Annotated in this window: 16 protein-coding genes and 1 riboswitch; of the genes, 5 read left to right on the top strand and 11 right to left on the bottom strand. The window is 62.0% G+C overall.

From position 1 onward, the window contains the following. Positions 1–2: 2 nt before the first annotated feature. The 6 genes from L0F51_RS00955 to eutS are packed head-to-tail and all read right to left on the bottom strand — an operon-like array spanning position 3 to position 4,416. Positions 3–683: a propanediol/glycerol family dehydratase medium subunit gene (locus tag L0F51_RS00955; protein WP_128293640.1), complete on the bottom strand. Its 681-nt coding sequence runs from the start codon at positions 681–683 to the stop codon at positions 3–5. A gap of 24 nt (positions 684–707) precedes the next feature. Next, positions 708–2,375, bottom strand: coding sequence for a propanediol/glycerol family dehydratase large subunit (locus tag L0F51_RS00950; RefSeq protein ID WP_234627538.1), 1,668 nt, complete (start codon positions 2,373–2,375; stop codon positions 708–710). 31 nt (positions 2,376–2,406) lie between these two features. Beyond that, positions 2,407–3,204, bottom strand: a complete 798-nt coding sequence (gene pduB, locus L0F51_RS00945; RefSeq protein WP_092814152.1) for a propanediol utilization microcompartment protein PduB — start codon at positions 3,202–3,204, stop codon at positions 2,407–2,409. Positions 3,205–3,238: 34 nt separating this feature from the next. After that, on the bottom strand, positions 3,239–3,538 hold the full coding sequence (gene eutM / locus L0F51_RS00940) for an ethanolamine utilization microcompartment protein EutM (protein WP_234627537.1): 300 nt from the start codon (positions 3,536–3,538) through the stop codon (positions 3,239–3,241). 6 nt (positions 3,539–3,544) lie between these two features. Beyond that, entirely contained in the window at positions 3,545–4,036 is a 492-nt protein-coding gene (locus L0F51_RS00935) for a EutP/PduV family microcompartment system protein (protein ID WP_128293630.1), read from the bottom strand. 17 nt (positions 4,037–4,053) lie between these two features. Next, positions 4,054–4,416, bottom strand: coding sequence for an ethanolamine utilization microcompartment protein EutS (eutS, locus tag L0F51_RS00930; protein WP_234627536.1), 363 nt, complete (start codon positions 4,414–4,416; stop codon positions 4,054–4,056). A gap of 415 nt (positions 4,417–4,831) precedes the next feature. Here eutS and L0F51_RS00925 point away from each other — a divergent pair, with 415 nt between their 5' ends. The 3 genes from L0F51_RS00925 (at position 4,832) to eutJ (ending at position 8,119) form a co-directional block, all read left to right on the top strand. Further along, a complete protein-coding gene (locus L0F51_RS00925; RefSeq protein ID WP_234627535.1) occupies positions 4,832–5,953 on the top strand; it encodes an alcohol dehydrogenase catalytic domain-containing protein in 1,122 nt (373 codons plus the stop codon). 98 nt (positions 5,954–6,051) lie between these two features. Further along, on the top strand, positions 6,052–7,260 hold the full coding sequence (locus L0F51_RS00920) for an acetate kinase (protein ID WP_234627534.1): 1,209 nt from the start codon (positions 6,052–6,054) through the stop codon (positions 7,258–7,260). 10 nt (positions 7,261–7,270) lie between these two features. After that, positions 7,271–8,119: an ethanolamine utilization protein EutJ gene (gene eutJ / locus L0F51_RS00915; protein WP_234627533.1), complete on the top strand. Its 849-nt coding sequence runs from the start codon at positions 7,271–7,273 to the stop codon at positions 8,117–8,119. Positions 8,120–8,131: 12 nt separating this feature from the next. On the opposite strand, the gene L0F51_RS00910 is transcribed toward eutJ, so the two are convergent. From L0F51_RS00910 to L0F51_RS00890, 5 genes are all read right to left on the bottom strand, one after another. After that, a complete protein-coding gene (locus tag L0F51_RS00910; protein WP_234627532.1) occupies positions 8,132–9,001 on the bottom strand; it encodes a response regulator in 870 nt (289 codons plus the stop codon). Then, on the bottom strand, positions 8,994–10,244 hold the full coding sequence (locus L0F51_RS00905; protein WP_092814174.1) for a PocR ligand-binding domain-containing protein: 1,251 nt from the start codon (positions 10,242–10,244) through the stop codon (positions 8,994–8,996). Before L0F51_RS00905 ends, L0F51_RS00910 begins: the two co-directional genes overlap by 8 nt. 119 nt (positions 10,245–10,363) lie before the next feature. Further along, positions 10,364–10,576, bottom strand: a riboswitch (cobalamin riboswitch). A gap of 433 nt (positions 10,577–11,009) precedes the next feature. Continuing rightward, complete coding sequence (locus L0F51_RS00900; RefSeq protein ID WP_234627531.1) at positions 11,010–12,098, bottom strand: ABC transporter ATP-binding protein; 1,089 nt, start codon at positions 12,096–12,098, stop codon at positions 11,010–11,012. Between the two features lie 14 nt (positions 12,099–12,112). Continuing rightward, positions 12,113–13,087, bottom strand: coding sequence for an ROK family protein (locus tag L0F51_RS00895; RefSeq protein WP_234627530.1), 975 nt, complete (start codon positions 13,085–13,087; stop codon positions 12,113–12,115). Further along, positions 13,084–14,127: an SIS domain-containing protein gene (locus tag L0F51_RS00890; RefSeq protein ID WP_234627529.1), complete on the bottom strand. Its 1,044-nt coding sequence runs from the start codon at positions 14,125–14,127 to the stop codon at positions 13,084–13,086. Before L0F51_RS00890 ends, L0F51_RS00895 begins: the two co-directional genes overlap by 4 nt. Positions 14,128–14,280: 153 nt before the next feature. Between L0F51_RS00890 and L0F51_RS00885 the strand changes: the two genes are divergently transcribed. Together L0F51_RS00885 and L0F51_RS00880 are read left to right on the top strand one after the other, a co-directional pair. Continuing rightward, the gene (locus L0F51_RS00885) at positions 14,281–15,462 is read left to right on the top strand and encodes an ROK family transcriptional regulator (RefSeq protein WP_234627528.1); all 1,182 of its coding nucleotides are present in this window, start codon (positions 14,281–14,283) and stop codon (positions 15,460–15,462) included. Between the two features lie 265 nt (positions 15,463–15,727). Then, positions 15,728–16,981, top strand: coding sequence for an extracellular solute-binding protein (locus L0F51_RS00880; RefSeq protein ID WP_370642359.1), 1,254 nt, complete (start codon positions 15,728–15,730; stop codon positions 16,979–16,981).

Here is a 16,981-nt window from a genome sequence, read left to right as displayed (position 1 = left end):
GCTCAGCTGAACTTCACTTCCAGATCGACCGGCTTCGCATTGCGATCGACGAAGCTGGTTTCACGGATGTGGAGGACCGCTGCGATGGCCTGGTATTTCGGCCGGGCCATCTGGTCGTTCTTCTGGCGCACGGGATCGGGCGTCTCGCCCTTCGCGTAGCGCGCAGCGTTGCGGCCGATTGAGCGGTAGGTTTCAAGGTCGAGCACCGGCGCCTGCGGGAACAGCTCCAGGTTCTGGAGCGGGAACAGGTCTCGCTGGTGGATGACCGAAGTGCCCCGCGACTGGATGCCGATGGCGATGCCCGAACCGGCGAGCTTCGCACCGACATTGCCGGCGAAAGCGACGTCGGAGGTGTGCTTGACCCGGATGACGCGTCCCTTGCAGCCCTCTTCCTCGATGCCGGCGAGAATTTCGCGCAACACCTTGGCGTGGGGGATGCCAGTGATCGTCTGTTCCTTCAGCTTGTCGCCGAAGGCCGGGGCAAGAGCCACGACGACTTCGTTCGGCTCCGTACCCTGCTTGGCAGGGCCGACCTCACGCAGTGTCATCTTGGCGGCGGAGTTGTCGACCGGTGCAAAGGCGGAAACCGGAGTGCTTTTCGCACTCTTGTCTTCCGCCAGCTGCATCTGGGCCAGGACTTCCCGAACCGCGTCACGGACAGCTGCTTCTGTGATCTGTGCCATTTCTGTCTATCTCCTGACCGCGGCTTAGAGATCTTCAGGCCGAATGGCCTGACGGATCGTCTGCAACTGTTTCCAGCGCTCGCCTTCGGCCCGATATCCAGTGCCAGGGCCCTGGTAATCGTTCAGGTCATTGACGGCAGCGATCGGGTTGAAGTCGGTGTCGAAGATCGTCGAAGTGTGCAGGTAGTCACCCGCCACGCGCTGCTTCTGGATGGACAGAACGGAGTTCGCCACATCCGCAAAGCCTTGCTTGGCAAGAGCCTTGATCACATCGAGACCGGTGATGCCCCGCTTCAGGATGTCCTGCGCAGCCTTGGTGTCCCGCACCTTATCGCGCGACGGCATGTCGTCGCTCGAATGGGCGTAGGTCGCGGCTTCGACTTCCTCGTCGGTGATCGCCGGCAGACCGAGTTCCGTGAAGACAGCCTGCATGGCGCGGGCGGCCTTGTTGCGGACTTCCACGATCTTCTCTTCCGAACTCGGGACGAGACCAGCATCGACCTTGAGGTCGCGCTGAATGATCAGCCAATCGTCAATGTCGTCGATGTCGACATTGGAACCGGCGAACATGTTGTCCTTGTTCGGCGTGGCCGAATAGCCAGAGGTGATGAAGTCGGTTCCCGGAAGGAACTGCATCAGCAGGCGGGCCGTCCGACGCATGTCGGAATGCGAGAAGGTCTGGTCGTTGCCCGACGCGTTCTCGAGGTCGAGGCACGCCGTGACGAGGTTCTCACCGAGGACAGCACGGATACCACCCGGGACGCCGGCCGGAACGCCGATGCACGAGATGGAGCCGTTCTGCAGGCCCTGCACGCCGGCCGCCTTGGTCAGCATGATGCACTTGATCTCCAAGTACAGCATCGACTTGCCTTCGGCGTAACCCATCTGCACTTCCGAACCGGTACCGGAGGTGAAGCGCATCTTGATGCCGCGTGAGGCGTAGGCAGAGGCCAGGAAGCCCTTCGACCACGGCGTGTCGTCGCCGTCGATGAACACCCGCTCCGTGCCGTAGACCGAGACCGTTTCCGCATAGGCGGTCAGACCGCGCATGCCGAGCTCGAGCTCGATCGATTCCTCCAGAGAGTCCTGCCAGAGGACGCCCGGACGGCCGACCTGGCCACCGATCAGAAGCGCAAGCGCGTTGAACGGGCCATAGTTGAACACCGCAACGGTCGTCTCGATCTCGGCGAAGCCGTAGCAGGTCGCCTCGGCCGCGTCGGCCGCCATCAGGACGGGATTGTCCTGAGTGTTGGTCACGTGAGCCTGGTTCGCCGGGGTGCGGCGGGCACGCATTTTCTGCACACCCATCATCATCTCGACGACGTTGAGCTCGTCGATCACCGCTGCGATCTTGGCAGGCGTGAGACCCGAGAAGACGCGAACGACCTTCTCGCGCGGCACGTTGATGTCGACGATCATCCTGGCGATATCAACAGCCGACATCGCCATCATCTCTTCGGCGACCTTGGTGTTGATGCCATATTTGGCGATGAAGAGCTCGTTGAAGTCGAACTCGTCACGCGTGCGACCGTCCATCTCGACGATCACACCGTCCTTGATTTTGATGCTCGGCTTCGGATCGTTCGGGCTGCCCATGGCAATCATGCCGACTTCGGGCCATTCCGTCACATACCCGTCTTGGTTGACGGGCCGCTTCTCCAGAGCCTCAAATCTTTTATGCCTTTTGGCCATACTTTTATTCCTCGCTAAGGCTGGCTCTCGATCAGATGTACGGAGTTCCGTCCGTCTTCGGCTCCGAGCCAAGCGTTCCGAGGAGCTTCACGCCGATCTCGCGCGCCGTGACGACCGCCTGGCGGACCGCGCCGGCATCACCGCTGAAGAAGCCGATGACCTCGTTCGAGAAAGACGTGCCCTTGGCCGGCGAAGAAATGCCCAGAAGATCGACGTCTGCCGACTTCACAGCGGCATCGACCATCTCGACACCGATACCGGCGGGAGCACCGACGCAAAGACCGAACGCGCGCCCGATCGGGGCACCGAAGGCCTTATTGCAGGCGTAGCTGGCACGTGCCGTGTACTGCAGCTCGATGTGGCCGGCGTCATTCGCATAGACGTCGCCGAACGTGCGCTGCAGATCCTTAAGGGCAACCTCGATACCACGACGGGCATCCGACACCTCTTCGGCGCCGAGGATGATCAGGGAGCCGTGGCCCGCCCCACCCTTCGTGTCGCGAGCAAGCTCGATCGAGATGACTTCGGTGTTGGTGGCCTTCACGGCCTCGTCGACGGCGAGGATGTGGGGGCCGGCGCCCGTGCGTGAGCTCAGGATGCCGATCGAGCGGTACTTCGGATCGTAGCCCAGCATTTCGTGCAGCTTCGGATCGAGATTGGCGATCACGATGCCGATCGAATCGCCCACCGCAGTCCCGACGAATTCCGTCAGGCCGGGATGCTTGGTGGCGGGCTGCGACGCAGCCGGAGCAGCCGGAGCAGCACCGGCGTTGCCGCCGATCTTCTGCATCACCTGCTGCACCATCTGGTCGAGGAGTTTATCGTCCATGGCGTGTCATCCTTTAATGACTAGTGCGTACAGATCAGCTGGCGGCGCCCGGAAGCTTCGGCAGCAGCTTTTCCGTATCCATGTGCGGCCGCGGAATGACGTGGACCGAAACCACCTCACCGACGCGCTGGGCCGCAGCGGCACCGGCATCGGTAGCGGCCTTCACGGCGCCGACATCGCCACGGACCATGACGGTCACGAGACCAGAGCCGATCTTCTCCGTGCCAATCAGCGTGACGTTGGCCGCTTTGACCATCGCGTCGGCCGCCTCGACCATCGCGACAAGACCCTTCGTCTCCAGCAGGCCAAGGGCTTCACCCGGTGTATTTGCCATGTTGCTTCACTCCTCTGTGTTAGAAGCGCTGTGGTGAACCAGTCCCAGGGCAAGAAGACGTTGGCGCAATTCCTCAATGCCGGTGCCTTCAACCGCAGAGACGGGGTAGATGTCCCCACGCACCCCGGCATCGCGAAGCAGCCGTGAGGCATGAGCGATGTCGGCGTCGGGACGATCAATCTTTGTGACCAGGCCGATGACGGTCTGGGAAAACATCAGGAAGAACCCAGGCGGAAAGCTGGAGCGCGCCCGCGTCGCATCCTGGATCACCAGGAGCACGGCCGCGTCGTTCGCCGTCGTGATCAGATGGTTCCGGAACATCCCCATCTCGGAATATTCCCCGGGGGTGTCGATGCCCCAGCCGGCGTAGTCGACCATCTGGGTCTTGCGCGCAGCCTCGCCCGCACCCTCAAGAGCGCGCAGCAGGGTCGTCTTGCCGAAACCGACGGAGCCGAGCACCATGAAGCGACGCTCGGAGGGAGTTTCCGCTGCAGCCATTGCTACTCCGCCCCGCCTCATGTCCGTGTGACCTTGGCCGGGAAGAAGCCGAGGACACTTTGGAGCCCACGATTGGCCGCCTCGACGGCGACCTCGACGCTGTCCAGACTGCCGCACACCACCAGCGTGCCACTGAAGCGGTCCAGGAAACCGATGCTGATATCAGCCGCCTTCATCGCCAGATCGCCCGCTATGATCGTGCCCTCGCCCGGCGTCACGGTTAGGATTCCGACCGCTTCCGCATCCTCCAGGCCGACCCTTTGACACAAAGCGGCGTCCGGATTTGCGATAATATGAGCAATCGTTACCTGCCGGCCAGGCACGTATTCTTGAATAATACGTGTCGATACTTCTTCCTGGTCGAACTGTGTCCGCGACATGCTTAGTTGTTCTTCCTTTTAAGACAGTCGCGGTTTTAGACGGCGGGGGTCACGCCTTCAATGCACGGACCGGCGGATGCACTCCACAAATCGGCTTTTGTTCCGTTCGATCGTGTACGAACTCAGCCGAAAAGTGCACAACCATAGCGGCTAATTGCATTGCCGCGCCCTCTCCCGCCCCATAAGAAAGTACCAGCTAAGAAAGCCGGTTCTGTCGCATTCATAAGGGTTTGCGGCCGCCAGTTGTGTTGTGCGTGAGGGTGCCGATTACGCCAGCAATGGCCGATGATATTTTCTGCCCCAGCAATACAACCAGAGATAGCTGCCGGTTTTGTTATAGGCCGGACAATGCGCGGCGCGATCCGTGGAACCTGCGCCGAGCCGCGAACAAATGGGCCCATCTGGAGCGTCTACTGTGAAAGCTTTAGTCTATTACGGCTCTGGAAAGATCTCCTGGGAAGACAAACCCCTCCCAAAGATCGAGCACCCGGCGGACGTCGTTGTCCGGATCAGCAAGACGACGCTTTGCGGCACCGACCTTGCGATTCTGCGCGGCGGCGTGCCCACCGTTCAGCCTGGCCGCACGATTGGCCATGAGGCCACCGGCTACATCACCGAGGTCGGGGCCGCTGTTCAGGACCTCAAGGTCGGCGATCACGTCATCATTCCCTGCAACACGTCCTGCGGGCGTTGTGAGCCTTGCCGCAGGGGGCTTCACTCGAGCTGCGAACGCGGCGGCTGGCTGCTCGGCAACACGATCGACGGCGTGCAGGCCGAATACGCGCGCATCCCGCTTGCCGATTCGAGCCTCTTTCGCATTCCGGACGGGGTCGACGAAGAAGCCGCTTTGATGCTGGCCGACATTGTGCCGACCGGCCTCGAAGTCGGTGTCAAACGCGCGGAGGTGGGCCTCGGCGACACGCTCGTCGTCATCGGCGCGGGGCCCGTCGGACTGGCGACCATCCTCGCCGCGGAATTCTACTCGCCGGCGCGGATCATCGCCATCGACCTCGACGACAATCGCCTGGCCAAGGCTCTCGAAATCGGCGCCACGGACATCATCAACAACAAGGACGGCAAGGCGCGCGAGAAGGTTATGGCGCTCACCGAAGGGCGCGGCGCGGACGCGGTCATCGAGGTGATCGGCAATCCGGCGACCTTCCAGCTGGCGCAGGAGATCCTCGCCGCCGGCGGCCGCATGGCCAATATCGGCATCTTCCACAAGAGCACCGAACTGCACGCCGAAACGCTTTGGACGCGCAACATCACGCTGCGCATGGGCGTCGTCGACAACAGCACGGTGCCGGTCCTTTTGAAGATGGTCCAGGCGGGAAGGCTCGACCCGACGAGCCTCGTCTCTCACCACTTCCACATCAACGAGATCCTCGACGCCTACGAGATCTTCAAGAACGCGGCCGAGGAGCAGGCAATCAAGGTCGTCCTCTCCACCGATGCGGCCAAGAAAGCTGGCAGCGACGTTTCCAACGACAACGAATTCATTCGCCACATCGTGGGGCGCGTCCTGGCCAGCCTCTGACATCCCTCGCCAACGGCCGCGATGCGGCACGGCTCAACGAAAACCGGCGCCCCACGCCTCGCAGAGGCAGTGCGGCCATGCTTGCGGAGTGTTCACCGGTGATTTTGGTTATCAATTGCGGCAGCTCGACGCTGAAATACCAGCTCTACACGACCGATCTCGCGGTCGTCACCGCCAAAGGTCTCGTCAGCAGGATCGGCGAAGAGGGCTCACGGATCGAATATACCGCTCACGGATCGAAACATGTCCGCGTGATGCCCGTGCCCGACCATCACACGGCCTTCACGGCCATGATCGACCTCCTGCTCGATCCCGAGGTCGGGGTCATCGACGACATCAGCGAGGTCACGGCGGTCGGCCACCGCGCGGTTCACGGCGCCGACACCTTCGTCAAATCGTCGGTGATCAATGACGAAGTCATCGCCAAGCTGGAAGAGTGCGTCCCGCTCGCCCCGCTTCACAACCCGCCGAATCTCGTCGGCATCGTGGAGGCGCGCAAGTTGCTGCCGGACGTACCGCAGGTCGTCGTCTTCGACACCGCCTTCCACCAGACCATGCCCGAATATGCGCATGTCTACGCCCTGCCCTACGAGCTCTATAGCGAGCACCGGATTCGTCGCTACGGCTTCCACGGAACGTCGTGCCGCTTCGTCAATCAGAAGGCGGCGGACATGCTCGGCAGACCGGTGGATGAGCTCAAAATGGTCATCTGCCATCTCGGCAACGGCGTCACGATCGACGCGATCGAGAACGGACGCTCGATCGATACGAGCATCGGCTTCGCCACGTTTTCCGGCGTGATGATGGGCACACGCTCCGGCGACGTCGATCCGGGGCTGATTTTCTATCTCAACAAGCAACTCGGCATGAGCCTCGGCGATATCGAGGCCATGCTCTACAAAAGGAGCGGCCTCCTCGGCGTCTCGGGCATCAGCAACGATATGCGGGAAGTGGAGGAACGCGCCGAGGGTGGCTGCGACCGTTGCGAGCTCGCGCTCGAGATGTTCGCCTACATGACGCGGAAATATATCGGATCCTATGCGGCCGCCTTGGGCGGGCTCGATGCGCTGGTCTTCACCGCAGGCATCGGCGAGAACAGCCCCTCGATGCGGGCGCGAATCTGCGAGAAGCTCGGCTTTCTCGGCATTGCCATCGATAGCGACGCCAACGAGGCGCCGGGCGACGACGGGCGGATCAGCACCCGCGATTCCAGGACGGCGGCAATGGTCGTCCCGACCGACGAGGAAAAGATGATCGCCATCGACACACTCCGCCTGACCGAAAAGGCCAGAGCGGAAGCCGCGTGAGGCCGAAACGATGAACAGCCACGCCGACGACATCCTCGCCCGAGCAGTCAGCGTCTTCAACAAGACGCCGGCCCGACAGGGTTACAAGGGCCGCGTCCATGTCGGGGTCGATCTCGGCACGGCCTACACCGTTCTCGTCGTCCTCGACGAGGACGGACAGCCTCTCGCCGGGCGGTATCAGTTCGCGCAAATCGTGCGTGACGGCCTCGTGGTGGATTTCATCGGCGCCATGCAGATCCTGTCACGCATGAAGGCTGAGGTGGAGGCGGATCTCGGCTTCGCGCTCGAGAGTGCGGCGACCTCCTACCCTCCCGGCGTTGCGCCGGCAGAGGTGAAGGCAACGCAGAATGTCGTCATCGGTGCGGGGCTCGAATGCGAGCATTTCGTCGATGAGCCGACAGCGGCCAATGCCCTCCTGCAGATCAAGGACGGGGCGGTGGTCGACGTCGGCGGTGGCACGACGGGCGTTGCGATCTTCAAGGATGGCGAAGTCGTCTATACGGCCGACGAGGCGACCGGCGGGACCCAGTTCACGCTGGTGCTTTCAGGCGCTCTCGGCGTTTCCTTCGAGGAGGCGGAGGACATCAAGAAAGACCCGAAAAGGGCCCGTTCACTCTATCCGCTGGTCAGACCGGTGATGCAGAAGGTCGGCAGCATCGTTGCCCGCCACATCGCCCCTTACGACGTCAAGACCATCCATCTGGTGGGCGGCACGAGCGGGATGCCCGGCATGGCCGACATCGTGGCCGAGATGACCGGAATCCCGACGAAGCTGCCGTCTCACCCGATGTTCGTGACGCCGATTGGCATCGCCATGCATGATCGCGAAGACAAAAAAAGCGCGCCGCTTCAAAAATAGGCGGCCGCGCGATCACTGCGCGTCGGACGCCGGCTCCTTCTCGCTTCGGCGGAACTGCGCCGGCGTCATCCCCGTCTCACGCTGGAACAGGCGATAGAAATTGGTGACGTTGGCATAGCCGACCTGCTCGGCGACCGCTTCGTTGGTCGTGTCGGTCGTCAAGAGCAGGTCCTTGGCCGCCTCGATGCGCTTCTCGGTGAGAAACTGCTTATAGCTGATGCCGACACATTCGCGAAAACGGTGCGCAAGGTGCGACGGGCTGAGATGCGCGACGTTGGCGACAGCCGAGAGCGACATGTTTTCATCGGCATAGTTTTCGGAAATGAAGGCGATCGCACGCTTGACCGGATCTCTCTCCGGCGCACAGGGCGTGGCAGCCGACGTCACGTCCCGCGCGATCTCCGCATCGGCGGCGGACGAGGATGCACTCAGTTCGGTGCAAATCTCACCGTGGAGCTTCCGCAACAATTCGCCAAGCTTCGCCGGACGGATCGGCTTCAAAAGATAGTCGAGCGCACCGATCTTGAGAGCGCGTTGCACATAGGCAAATTCATCATAAGCCGTGAGGAAGATGAGCCGCGTGCGCGGCAGCTCGGCCTTGATGATCGCGGCCGCTTCCAACCCGTCCACGCCGGGCATCTTGATGTCGATCAGAATGAGTTCTGGCCGCTCGCGCCGCGCCAGCTCCACCGCCTCGGAGCCGTTCTTGGCCTCCCAGACATTGGCGAAGTCGAGCGCCTCAGCCGCCACGACGCGGCTGACCGTCGAGCGAATGATGGGCGTGTCGTCGGCCACCAGAAGGCCGGGCCGAACCGAGGACTCCTGCTGAAAAGCGCCTTGAAACATGGACGCAAAACGCTCAGTGCGTGCGAGCTCAAGCATTTTCAAGCTGCGCATAGTCGCCGAGTGGCCAGGAAAGCTCAATTCGGGTTCCCTCATTCAATCTGCTTGTTACTTTGAGATCGAAGTCGTTGCCGTACTCGCTGTCGAGCCGGGTGATAACACTTTGCAGTCCGAGAGCCGCGCGGCTGCGCTCCGCCTGCTGCAGGACACAACGATCGTTGTTGAGCGCGGCGACCTGAGCCTCGCTCATCCCCGCGCCGTTGTCATAGACCTCGATCAAGCCGCGATCGTCCACCCTCCGCGCCGAGACGCGCACGCGAACCGGCCGCGAGAGCGCTTCCACCCCGTGCACGATGGCATTCTCGGCAAGCGGCTGCAGAACCATGCACGGGACCGGCCAATTGCGCAGGCTTTCGTCGAGATCGACTTCGATGCTCAGGTGGTCGCCGAAGCGAAGCTGGTGGAGGCGCAAGCAGCGTTCGATCATGTCGAATTCTTCGCTGAGCGGCACCGAAGTGGCGAGATTGCGCAGGCTGTAGCGGAGGATGTCGCTCAGCATGTAAGCGACTTCCTCGGTCTTCACCGCCTTCTCCTCGAAGGCCGTGTAGCCAATGAGCGTCAAAGAATTGAACAGAAAATGCGGATTGACGCGCGCCTGCAACGCCCGCAACTGGGCATCCTGCAGCGCCTTTTCCGTGGCGGCTTTGGCTTTCACCTCTTTGAGGAGACGCGCCTGGATCAGGTTCGTCTTGCCAATCTCGATGATGTGGCTCGCCGCCAGCATCAGCATCTCCACGGCGGAATCGAGGCGATCTCGATCGGCCGCCGGCATGGCATAGACGGCTTCCTCAAGCTCTGCCGGAGCAATGCCGAGAGAATGGTTTCGGTCGAGCACGTTGCTGATCGTGCGCTCGCGCTCGTCTTCGAGCATCACCTGGCCGCACAAGAGGCAGCCGAGATATTCATCCTCGATGATGATCGGCGCGGCGACGTCGACGAGCCCGGCATGGCAGACATAAGTCGCCGGCCGGCCTGAGCGGTAGGCGGCGAGCCCCCCGCAGGCATCGCATGCATGACAACGCCGCAACCCTTCGGGGGTGGAGCGCATCAAACGACACACAGGCTGGAAATTGCTCGCTTTGGTGACGGGCACCCCGTCGCGATCAACCGTCACCGCGGCCATATCCATGGCCTTGGCAAAAGTATCCTGGATCCGCTGCAACGTCGGGACGTCGACGAAGTCCTGGATCCGCCACTTATGAGTTGGGAAATGCTCTTCCATCAGGATGACCGACCCGCCCAACGCCGAAAGATGACAAGCAAGCGCAAGCGCTGCCCGCCGTGATTTTCGTCGCTGGATGCAGACCCCGACATCCCTCGTTGTACGCCGACAGCCCACACAGCCCGACGCACATCACCGGCAGGTCTCCTGGCTCGCGGCACCAAGCAAGGGCTACCTTCCCAGCGCTCACGCGCCAGTGGCACTCCCAGCCCTGCTCTCCGCTCACAGTTGCGGGGGCAGCTACGGTTTCGGACCCTTTTGGGTACGCCTCACCGTATTCCCTTTTCATCCTCGCGCTCTCACGCTCGGAAACCGGTAACAGGCTTTTACTGGCGCCAACGGCGGCTTATGTCAAGTCGGCAGGGCCGCTAACGCTTTCGTTACCCACCGGCAATAGGAGAAAATTCTATTTTCGGTTTATTTTTAGCGCGTGCAGGTTGCTATCTGCCATAAAACGGCCACTCGAAGCTCCAATATTCGTAATATTTACATCGGAATTGGAGAATAATACTTCGATGTATGACGATTTCTACAGGCGCTCGCGCCCCGATCCGGCCATAATGCCGCACGTTGCCGGGCCTCGACACCCTCTTCGCCTGGCCTCAGCGGCACCACGCCGCGGGACGTATAGCGCCTTTCAGTACAGGATTTCTGCAACAGAGGCGGACTGCCCGTGTGCCGTCCAGCAACCTCCTCGGGGTCGCCTCCTCCGGGCCACCCCTTCGAGCACGGGGGTGGCCGATGCCGTCAAAGCCTCGGCCCGAACTATAGAGCCTGACCATCCCTGTCGAAGAAATGGCAATGGGCGGGATCGAAACTCAGCCAAACGCGCTCGCCCGTCGTCACATCGCTGATCCCAGCCGTCTCGACGGTCACGAGATCATCCTCGCCGATATTGGCATAGAGAAGCGTGTGGTTGCCGAAAGTCTCGACGACGACGATCTCGGCCGCAATACCTTCGGTTTTCTCGCGGCTGAACTTGATCTCATGCGGGCGGATGCCGAGCACGACATCCTCCCGATCGATCGCTGCCGCCGGCGCTTCCGGAAAAGCCATTTCGACCCCGTTCGGGAGCTTGAGGCGAGGACCTCCCTCCGCCGCTCCGGCGACGCGCACCGGCAGGAAGTTCATCTGCGGGCTGCCGATGAAGCTCGCCACGAAACGGGTCTTCGGCTTGCCATAGAGTTCGAGCGGCGTGCCCACCTGCTCGATGCGCCCCTCGTTCAACACCACGATGCGGTCGGCCAGCGTCATCGCCTCGGTCTGATCGTGTGTGACGTAGATCATCGTGGCGTCCATGTCGCGATGCAGACGCGCGATCTCGATGCGCATCTGGGCGCGCAGAGCGGCGTCGAGGTTGGACAACGGCTCGTCGAACAGGAAGACCTTCGGATCACGCACGATCGCACGACCGATGGCGACACGCTGGCGTTGTCCGCCGGACAATTGCCGCGGCTTGCGCTGAAGAAGCTCCGACAGGCGCAACATTTCCGCCGCTTCCGTGACCTGCCGCTTGATCTCCGACTTCTCGACCTTCGCCTGCTTCAGGCCGAAGCCCATATTCTCTTCCACGGTCAGATGCGGATAGAGCGCGTAGGACTGGAACACCATCGAGATGCCGCGCTTGGCAGGCGACAAATCCTTCACCGAACGCCCCTCGATCAAAAGGTCGCCGGAGGTGATCTCCTCCAGCCCTGCAATCAAGCGCAGGAGCGTCGACTTCCCGCATCCAGACGGTCCGACGAAAACGACGAATTCTCCGGGCTCGACACCAAGGTCGACACCGCGGATCACCTCCGCGGCCCCGAACTTCTTACGCACGCCTCGAAGTTCAACTTGCAGCTCTCGGGCCATGGCGGTCACCTCGTTCAACCGAATGCCGATGGTTTGATGACGGGGACGTTTTCGCCCGCCACAGGATTGAGACGGCGGCGCACCATGGCCGCAGCTCCGATGAGGCCGGAATCGTTACCATGCTCGGTCGCCAAGATCCGGGCATCATCAAACAGATACGGCCAGGTGTTTGCCCGAAGGTGGCGACGGATACGGTCCAGCAGAAAGCCTCCGGCGAGCGAGATGCCCCCGCCGACGACGCAAAGCTCGATGGCGGTGAGGTTGATCATCGTCCCGAATGCCTGGGCGATGTAGCGCCCCATCGTCTCGAACGCCGCGTCGGCTCGTGCATCACCGGCCAGAGCGCGTTCGCGTAAAAGGCTCATGTTGAGATCTTCGGCCGCTTCTCCGGTCTCCGCGGCATAGGCGGCGATGACGGCCTTGCCACCGGCGAGATCCTCAAACGTACCGTGAAGACCATAGCGTTCATACGGATGACCCGGCTCCAAAACCATGGCACCGAATTCCGGTGGCTTGCCATCACGGCCGCGCACGATACGCCGATCGATGACGAGGGCGCCGCCAATACCGGTGCCCACCGTGATGAGGGCAAAGCTCGAAACGCGCCTGCCGACACCGAACTCCAATTCGCCGAGCGTGGCAGAGATCGCGTCGTTGTCCGTTGCCGCGGGCACGTTCAGACGTCTGGCGAGCTCAGCCGCAAGCGAGCCGCCCTTAAGAAGCGGAACATTTCCGGTACCGTCGAGCGGCAGGCCGGTGGCGGGATCGGCATAGCCCGGTGCTGCGATCCCGATCGCTTCGGGCGCGGCTGAGACCGTACGCGCCAAGGCATCGAGGCTTTCGGCAGCCCCCTCCACGAGGGCTTCGAAGCTTGCCAGCGAACGAAAGGGAAGTGCGCTCTTGGCAACGACGACGCCGTTGCCGTCGACGATGCCAAGCTTCACCGAGGATCCGCCGACATCGACCGCAAAAAGGAATTCGGGCGTCAAACGGCCTCTCCGACCTTGATGCCGAGCCGCTGCGTCATGCCCGGATAAGGCATATCCTCCGGCACGAGACCGCGTTCCGCAGCAAGATCGACTGCGAGCCACTGAAACGGCACGACGGCGCTCAAGGTATCGAGACCTTGCGTCGGCTCTTCCGACGCCGGCCAGACGATCCCCTCCGGCTCCTTGCCGGTGAGATCGAAGATGAAGCCGGTCAGGCCGTAATGCGCCATCGCTGCCACGACGCGGCGTGCCAGATCAAGCTCGTCCGCGTTCGAAGCAAGCGCAATCGTCACGCTCTTCTTGGTGAGGCCGTGCAGACGGCCGTGGCTCGCCTCCTCGGTTTCGAGGCCGAAGGAGGGAATGCCGGCCATTTCCGCCACTTTCAACGAGCCCTCCAGGGCAGAACCGTAATGCCGGCCCTGCCCCAGCACTGCGATCACGTCGGCACCGGCGAGCTTCGGCGCCATGTTGGTCGACCAGATGCGCGCCGTCTCGATCAGCTGTGCATAACCCTCGACGAAACCACGCGCCGCTGTCGGCATCGTCTTGCCGCTCAGCGCCATGCCGATCAAGCGAAGCGCCAGAACGCTCGCCGTGTAGCCCTTGGTCTTCGGCCCGACGGTTTCGTCCTCGACCGGAAGCCAGACGAGCTTCACATCACAGGCGGCAAGCGGCGCCTCTCGTCCGGCCGTCACCACGATGACATCCATGCCCTCTTTGCGGGCCTGTTTCGTCGCTGCGATCGTATCGCTGCTGTTGCCCGACTGGGACAAGACGATGGCAAGGCTCTTGGCGACCCGGCGCTCGCCGGTCTCGGCCAGGAAGGTCAGCGGGCTGCGCAGCGCAAGCTCGGCAGGGAGACCGGAAAAGCTGTCGGAGGCGGCAAGGAGCGCATTCATCGAACTGCCGGTGCCGATCAAAATGACGCGTTCAGGCTCCGATTCCGGGAGCGCCGCTTCGATCTGTGACGGCAAGTCGGACAGGACTTTCTCGACCGTCGCCGGTTGTTGGGCGATAAAGTCACTGATTTTCATGGTCATAACGCAGCCTGAGGGTCCGTATCGAGGAAGTTGATTGACGTGATGGGTCCCTATTAATCAAAACGTTTTGGAAAACTCAACCATTTACAGAAACGGAGTGCGATGTCGCTTCAGGGCACAAACCTCGAACATGCGAGAAGACGCAATCGCCGCGTGGCGTTTGAAGCGGTTTTGAAACACGGCCCGCTGTCGCGCTCAGAAATCGCCCGGATGACGGGCCTCACCTCGCAGACCGCGTCCAACATTGCCGGGGAATTGATCGCACTCGGCCTCATCAAGGAGACCGGGCGTCGCCTCGGCCGCAAGGGCCAGCCCGCCACCGAATATGTGGTCGACGACGAGGGCGCCTACACGATCGGCATCCACCTCGATCAGAACCAGCTGGTCGGCCTGCTCGTCGACGTTCTGGGCCACATCGTTGCACGCACCGCGCTTCCGATCGCCCGCCAAAATCCGGGCGAGGTCTTGCCGCTCGTGGAGCGGGCCGTCGATGGCCTGGTCAACGGAAACGACGAAATCCGGCGGCGCCTTCTCGGGCTCGGCGCGGTGATGCCGGGCTTTTTCGAGAGCGGCACCTTCGCGTCACGCGGCCCCCTCACGATGGAAGGCTGGCTCGATTTTCCGCTCGCCCAGGAGCTTTCCGAACGTCTCAACCTGCCGGTTTTTGTGGACAACGACGCGACAGCCGCGGCGATCGGCGAAAGCCTCTACGGCTTCGGCCAGACCCATCCGACCTTCATTTACATCTATTTCGGCCTCGGCCTCGGTGGCGGCATCGTCATCGACGGACGCCCCTTTACCGGCGTGCGGCAAAGAGCGGCGGAACTCGGCCATCTCATCGTCAATCCCGGCGGCAAGCCCTGCGCCTGCGGCAATCGGGGCTGCCTGGAGCGCTACGTCTCGCTGCACAGCGCCTACGAGGCGATCCTTCAAACAGAGAACGAATGGCAGGGCGCAAGCCCCGACCTGCTCCTGAAAGCCTTTCAGACGGGCAATAACGCGCTCGCAAAGTGGCTCGACGACGCCGCCTACTATCTGCGCATCGCCGTCAACGGGCTTGAGAATCTCTTCGATCCGAACGGCATCGTCGTGGGTGGCTTGCTTCCCGACCCGATCCTGACCGCCCTCGTCGAGAAGACTTTTCCACTGTTGCCGAGCTCCGCGGCGGATCCAGGGACCCGAGGCGCGCGGCTCATCAAGGGCGAAGTGCGCTTCGATACGCCGGCGGCAGGAGCTGCAGCTCTGCCGATGTCGCGCCTTCTGCATCCGCTTGCGAAGGAAGACGGGCCAGAGCTGGAGAATGCCGCAGGAGCCGGCCTTTTCGGAGCGCTTTGAGCGCCAAAGTGGAGCGCTGTGCGGGGCTCGGAACGGGCGCTCGCACCTCTCTCGAAAGAGTGCGCTCCGCCGTCCAAAGGGTGCACCTACTCAGGCCCTATCGGCAGATTTTTGCAGTGCAATAAGGGCGACAGGCCAGGCTAACGCCCGTTGACAGACAATTTTGCCCTTGATCTATTTAGCAAAACAATTTGAATTATTAATCCTTGCGGTTTCGATGTCGCTGGAACTGTCCGCAACTGAAATGGAGTCCAAGTGCATGAACATTTTACGCCTCAGTGCGGCCACCGCCTTGGTCGCATCATCGCTCGGCCTGGGCATGGCCGGCCCCGCCTGGGCGGAGACGACCATCAATGCTCTCTACATGTCGCAAGCCTCCTACAACGAGGCCGATGTCCGCAGCATGACAGAGGCCTTTGAGAAGGCGAACCCGGACGTCAAAGTCAATCTCGAGTTCGTCCCCTACGAAGGCCTGCGCGACAAGACCCTCCTCGCCAGCAGTTCCAGCCAGGGTTACGACGTCGTCCTCTTCGACGTGATCTGGACCGCGGAATATGCCAAGCGCGGCATCCTCGCCGATGAGACGGACAACATCTCCGCCAAGGTCAAAGACGAGATTTTCCCCGGCGCCTGGACGACCGTGGAATATAACGGCCACTATTACGGCATGCCGTGGACGAACAGCTCCAAGCTCTTCTTCTACAACAAGGAAATGGTCGAGAAGGCCGGCTTCGATCACGCTCCGCAGACCTGGAGCGAACTCGTCGAGCAGGCCAAGGCGATGAAGGAGCAGGGTATCGTCGAATACCCGATCGTGTGGAGCTGGGCGCAGGCGGAAGCCGTGATCTGCGACTACACCGTGCTTCTCGACGCCTTCGACGGCAAGTTCCTCGACAAGGACGGCGCTCCGGTCTTCCAGGAGGATGGGGGCCTCGAAGCGTTGAAGTTCATGGTCTCCACGCTCGACGACGGCATCACCAATCCGAATTCGACGGAATATCTCGAAGAGGATGTGCGCCGGGTGTTCTCGAGCGGCCAGGCCGCGTTCGCTCTCAACTGGCCTTATATGTACAACCTCGCCAACGATCCGAAGGAATCCGACATCAGCGGCAAGGTCGGCGTCATGGCACCGCTCGGTGTCAAAGACCGCACCGAAGCGTCCGGCGTGAACGGCTCCATGGGTCTCGGCGTCACCGCCAACACCGACAACGCCGACATCGCCTGGAAGTATGTCCAGCACATGTCCTCGCCGGAGATGCAGAACAGCCACGCAGAGCGCAGCCTGCCGATCTGGAAGGCTTCTTTCGAGAATTCCGAGGTCATCTCTGGCCGCGAGGATCTCATGAAGGCCGCAAGCAACGCCTTCACCGCGATGATCGCCCGTCCGACCCTGCCGAACTACCAGGAAGCGTCGAACATCCTGCAGGTGTCGATCCAGGAAGCCCTTCTCGGCGCCTCCTCCCCGGAAGACGCCCTCGGCTCGGCCGCCGATCAGCTTAAATCCCTGACCGACCAGTAA

It is taken from the genome of Afifella sp. H1R (assembly GCF_021462425.1).
GTDB classification, from domain to species: Bacteria; Pseudomonadota; Alphaproteobacteria; order Rhizobiales; family Afifellaceae; genus Afifella; species Afifella aestuarii.
The sequence above is the reverse complement of the archived record's forward strand: the minus strand, read 5'-3'. Positions and strand labels throughout refer to the sequence as shown.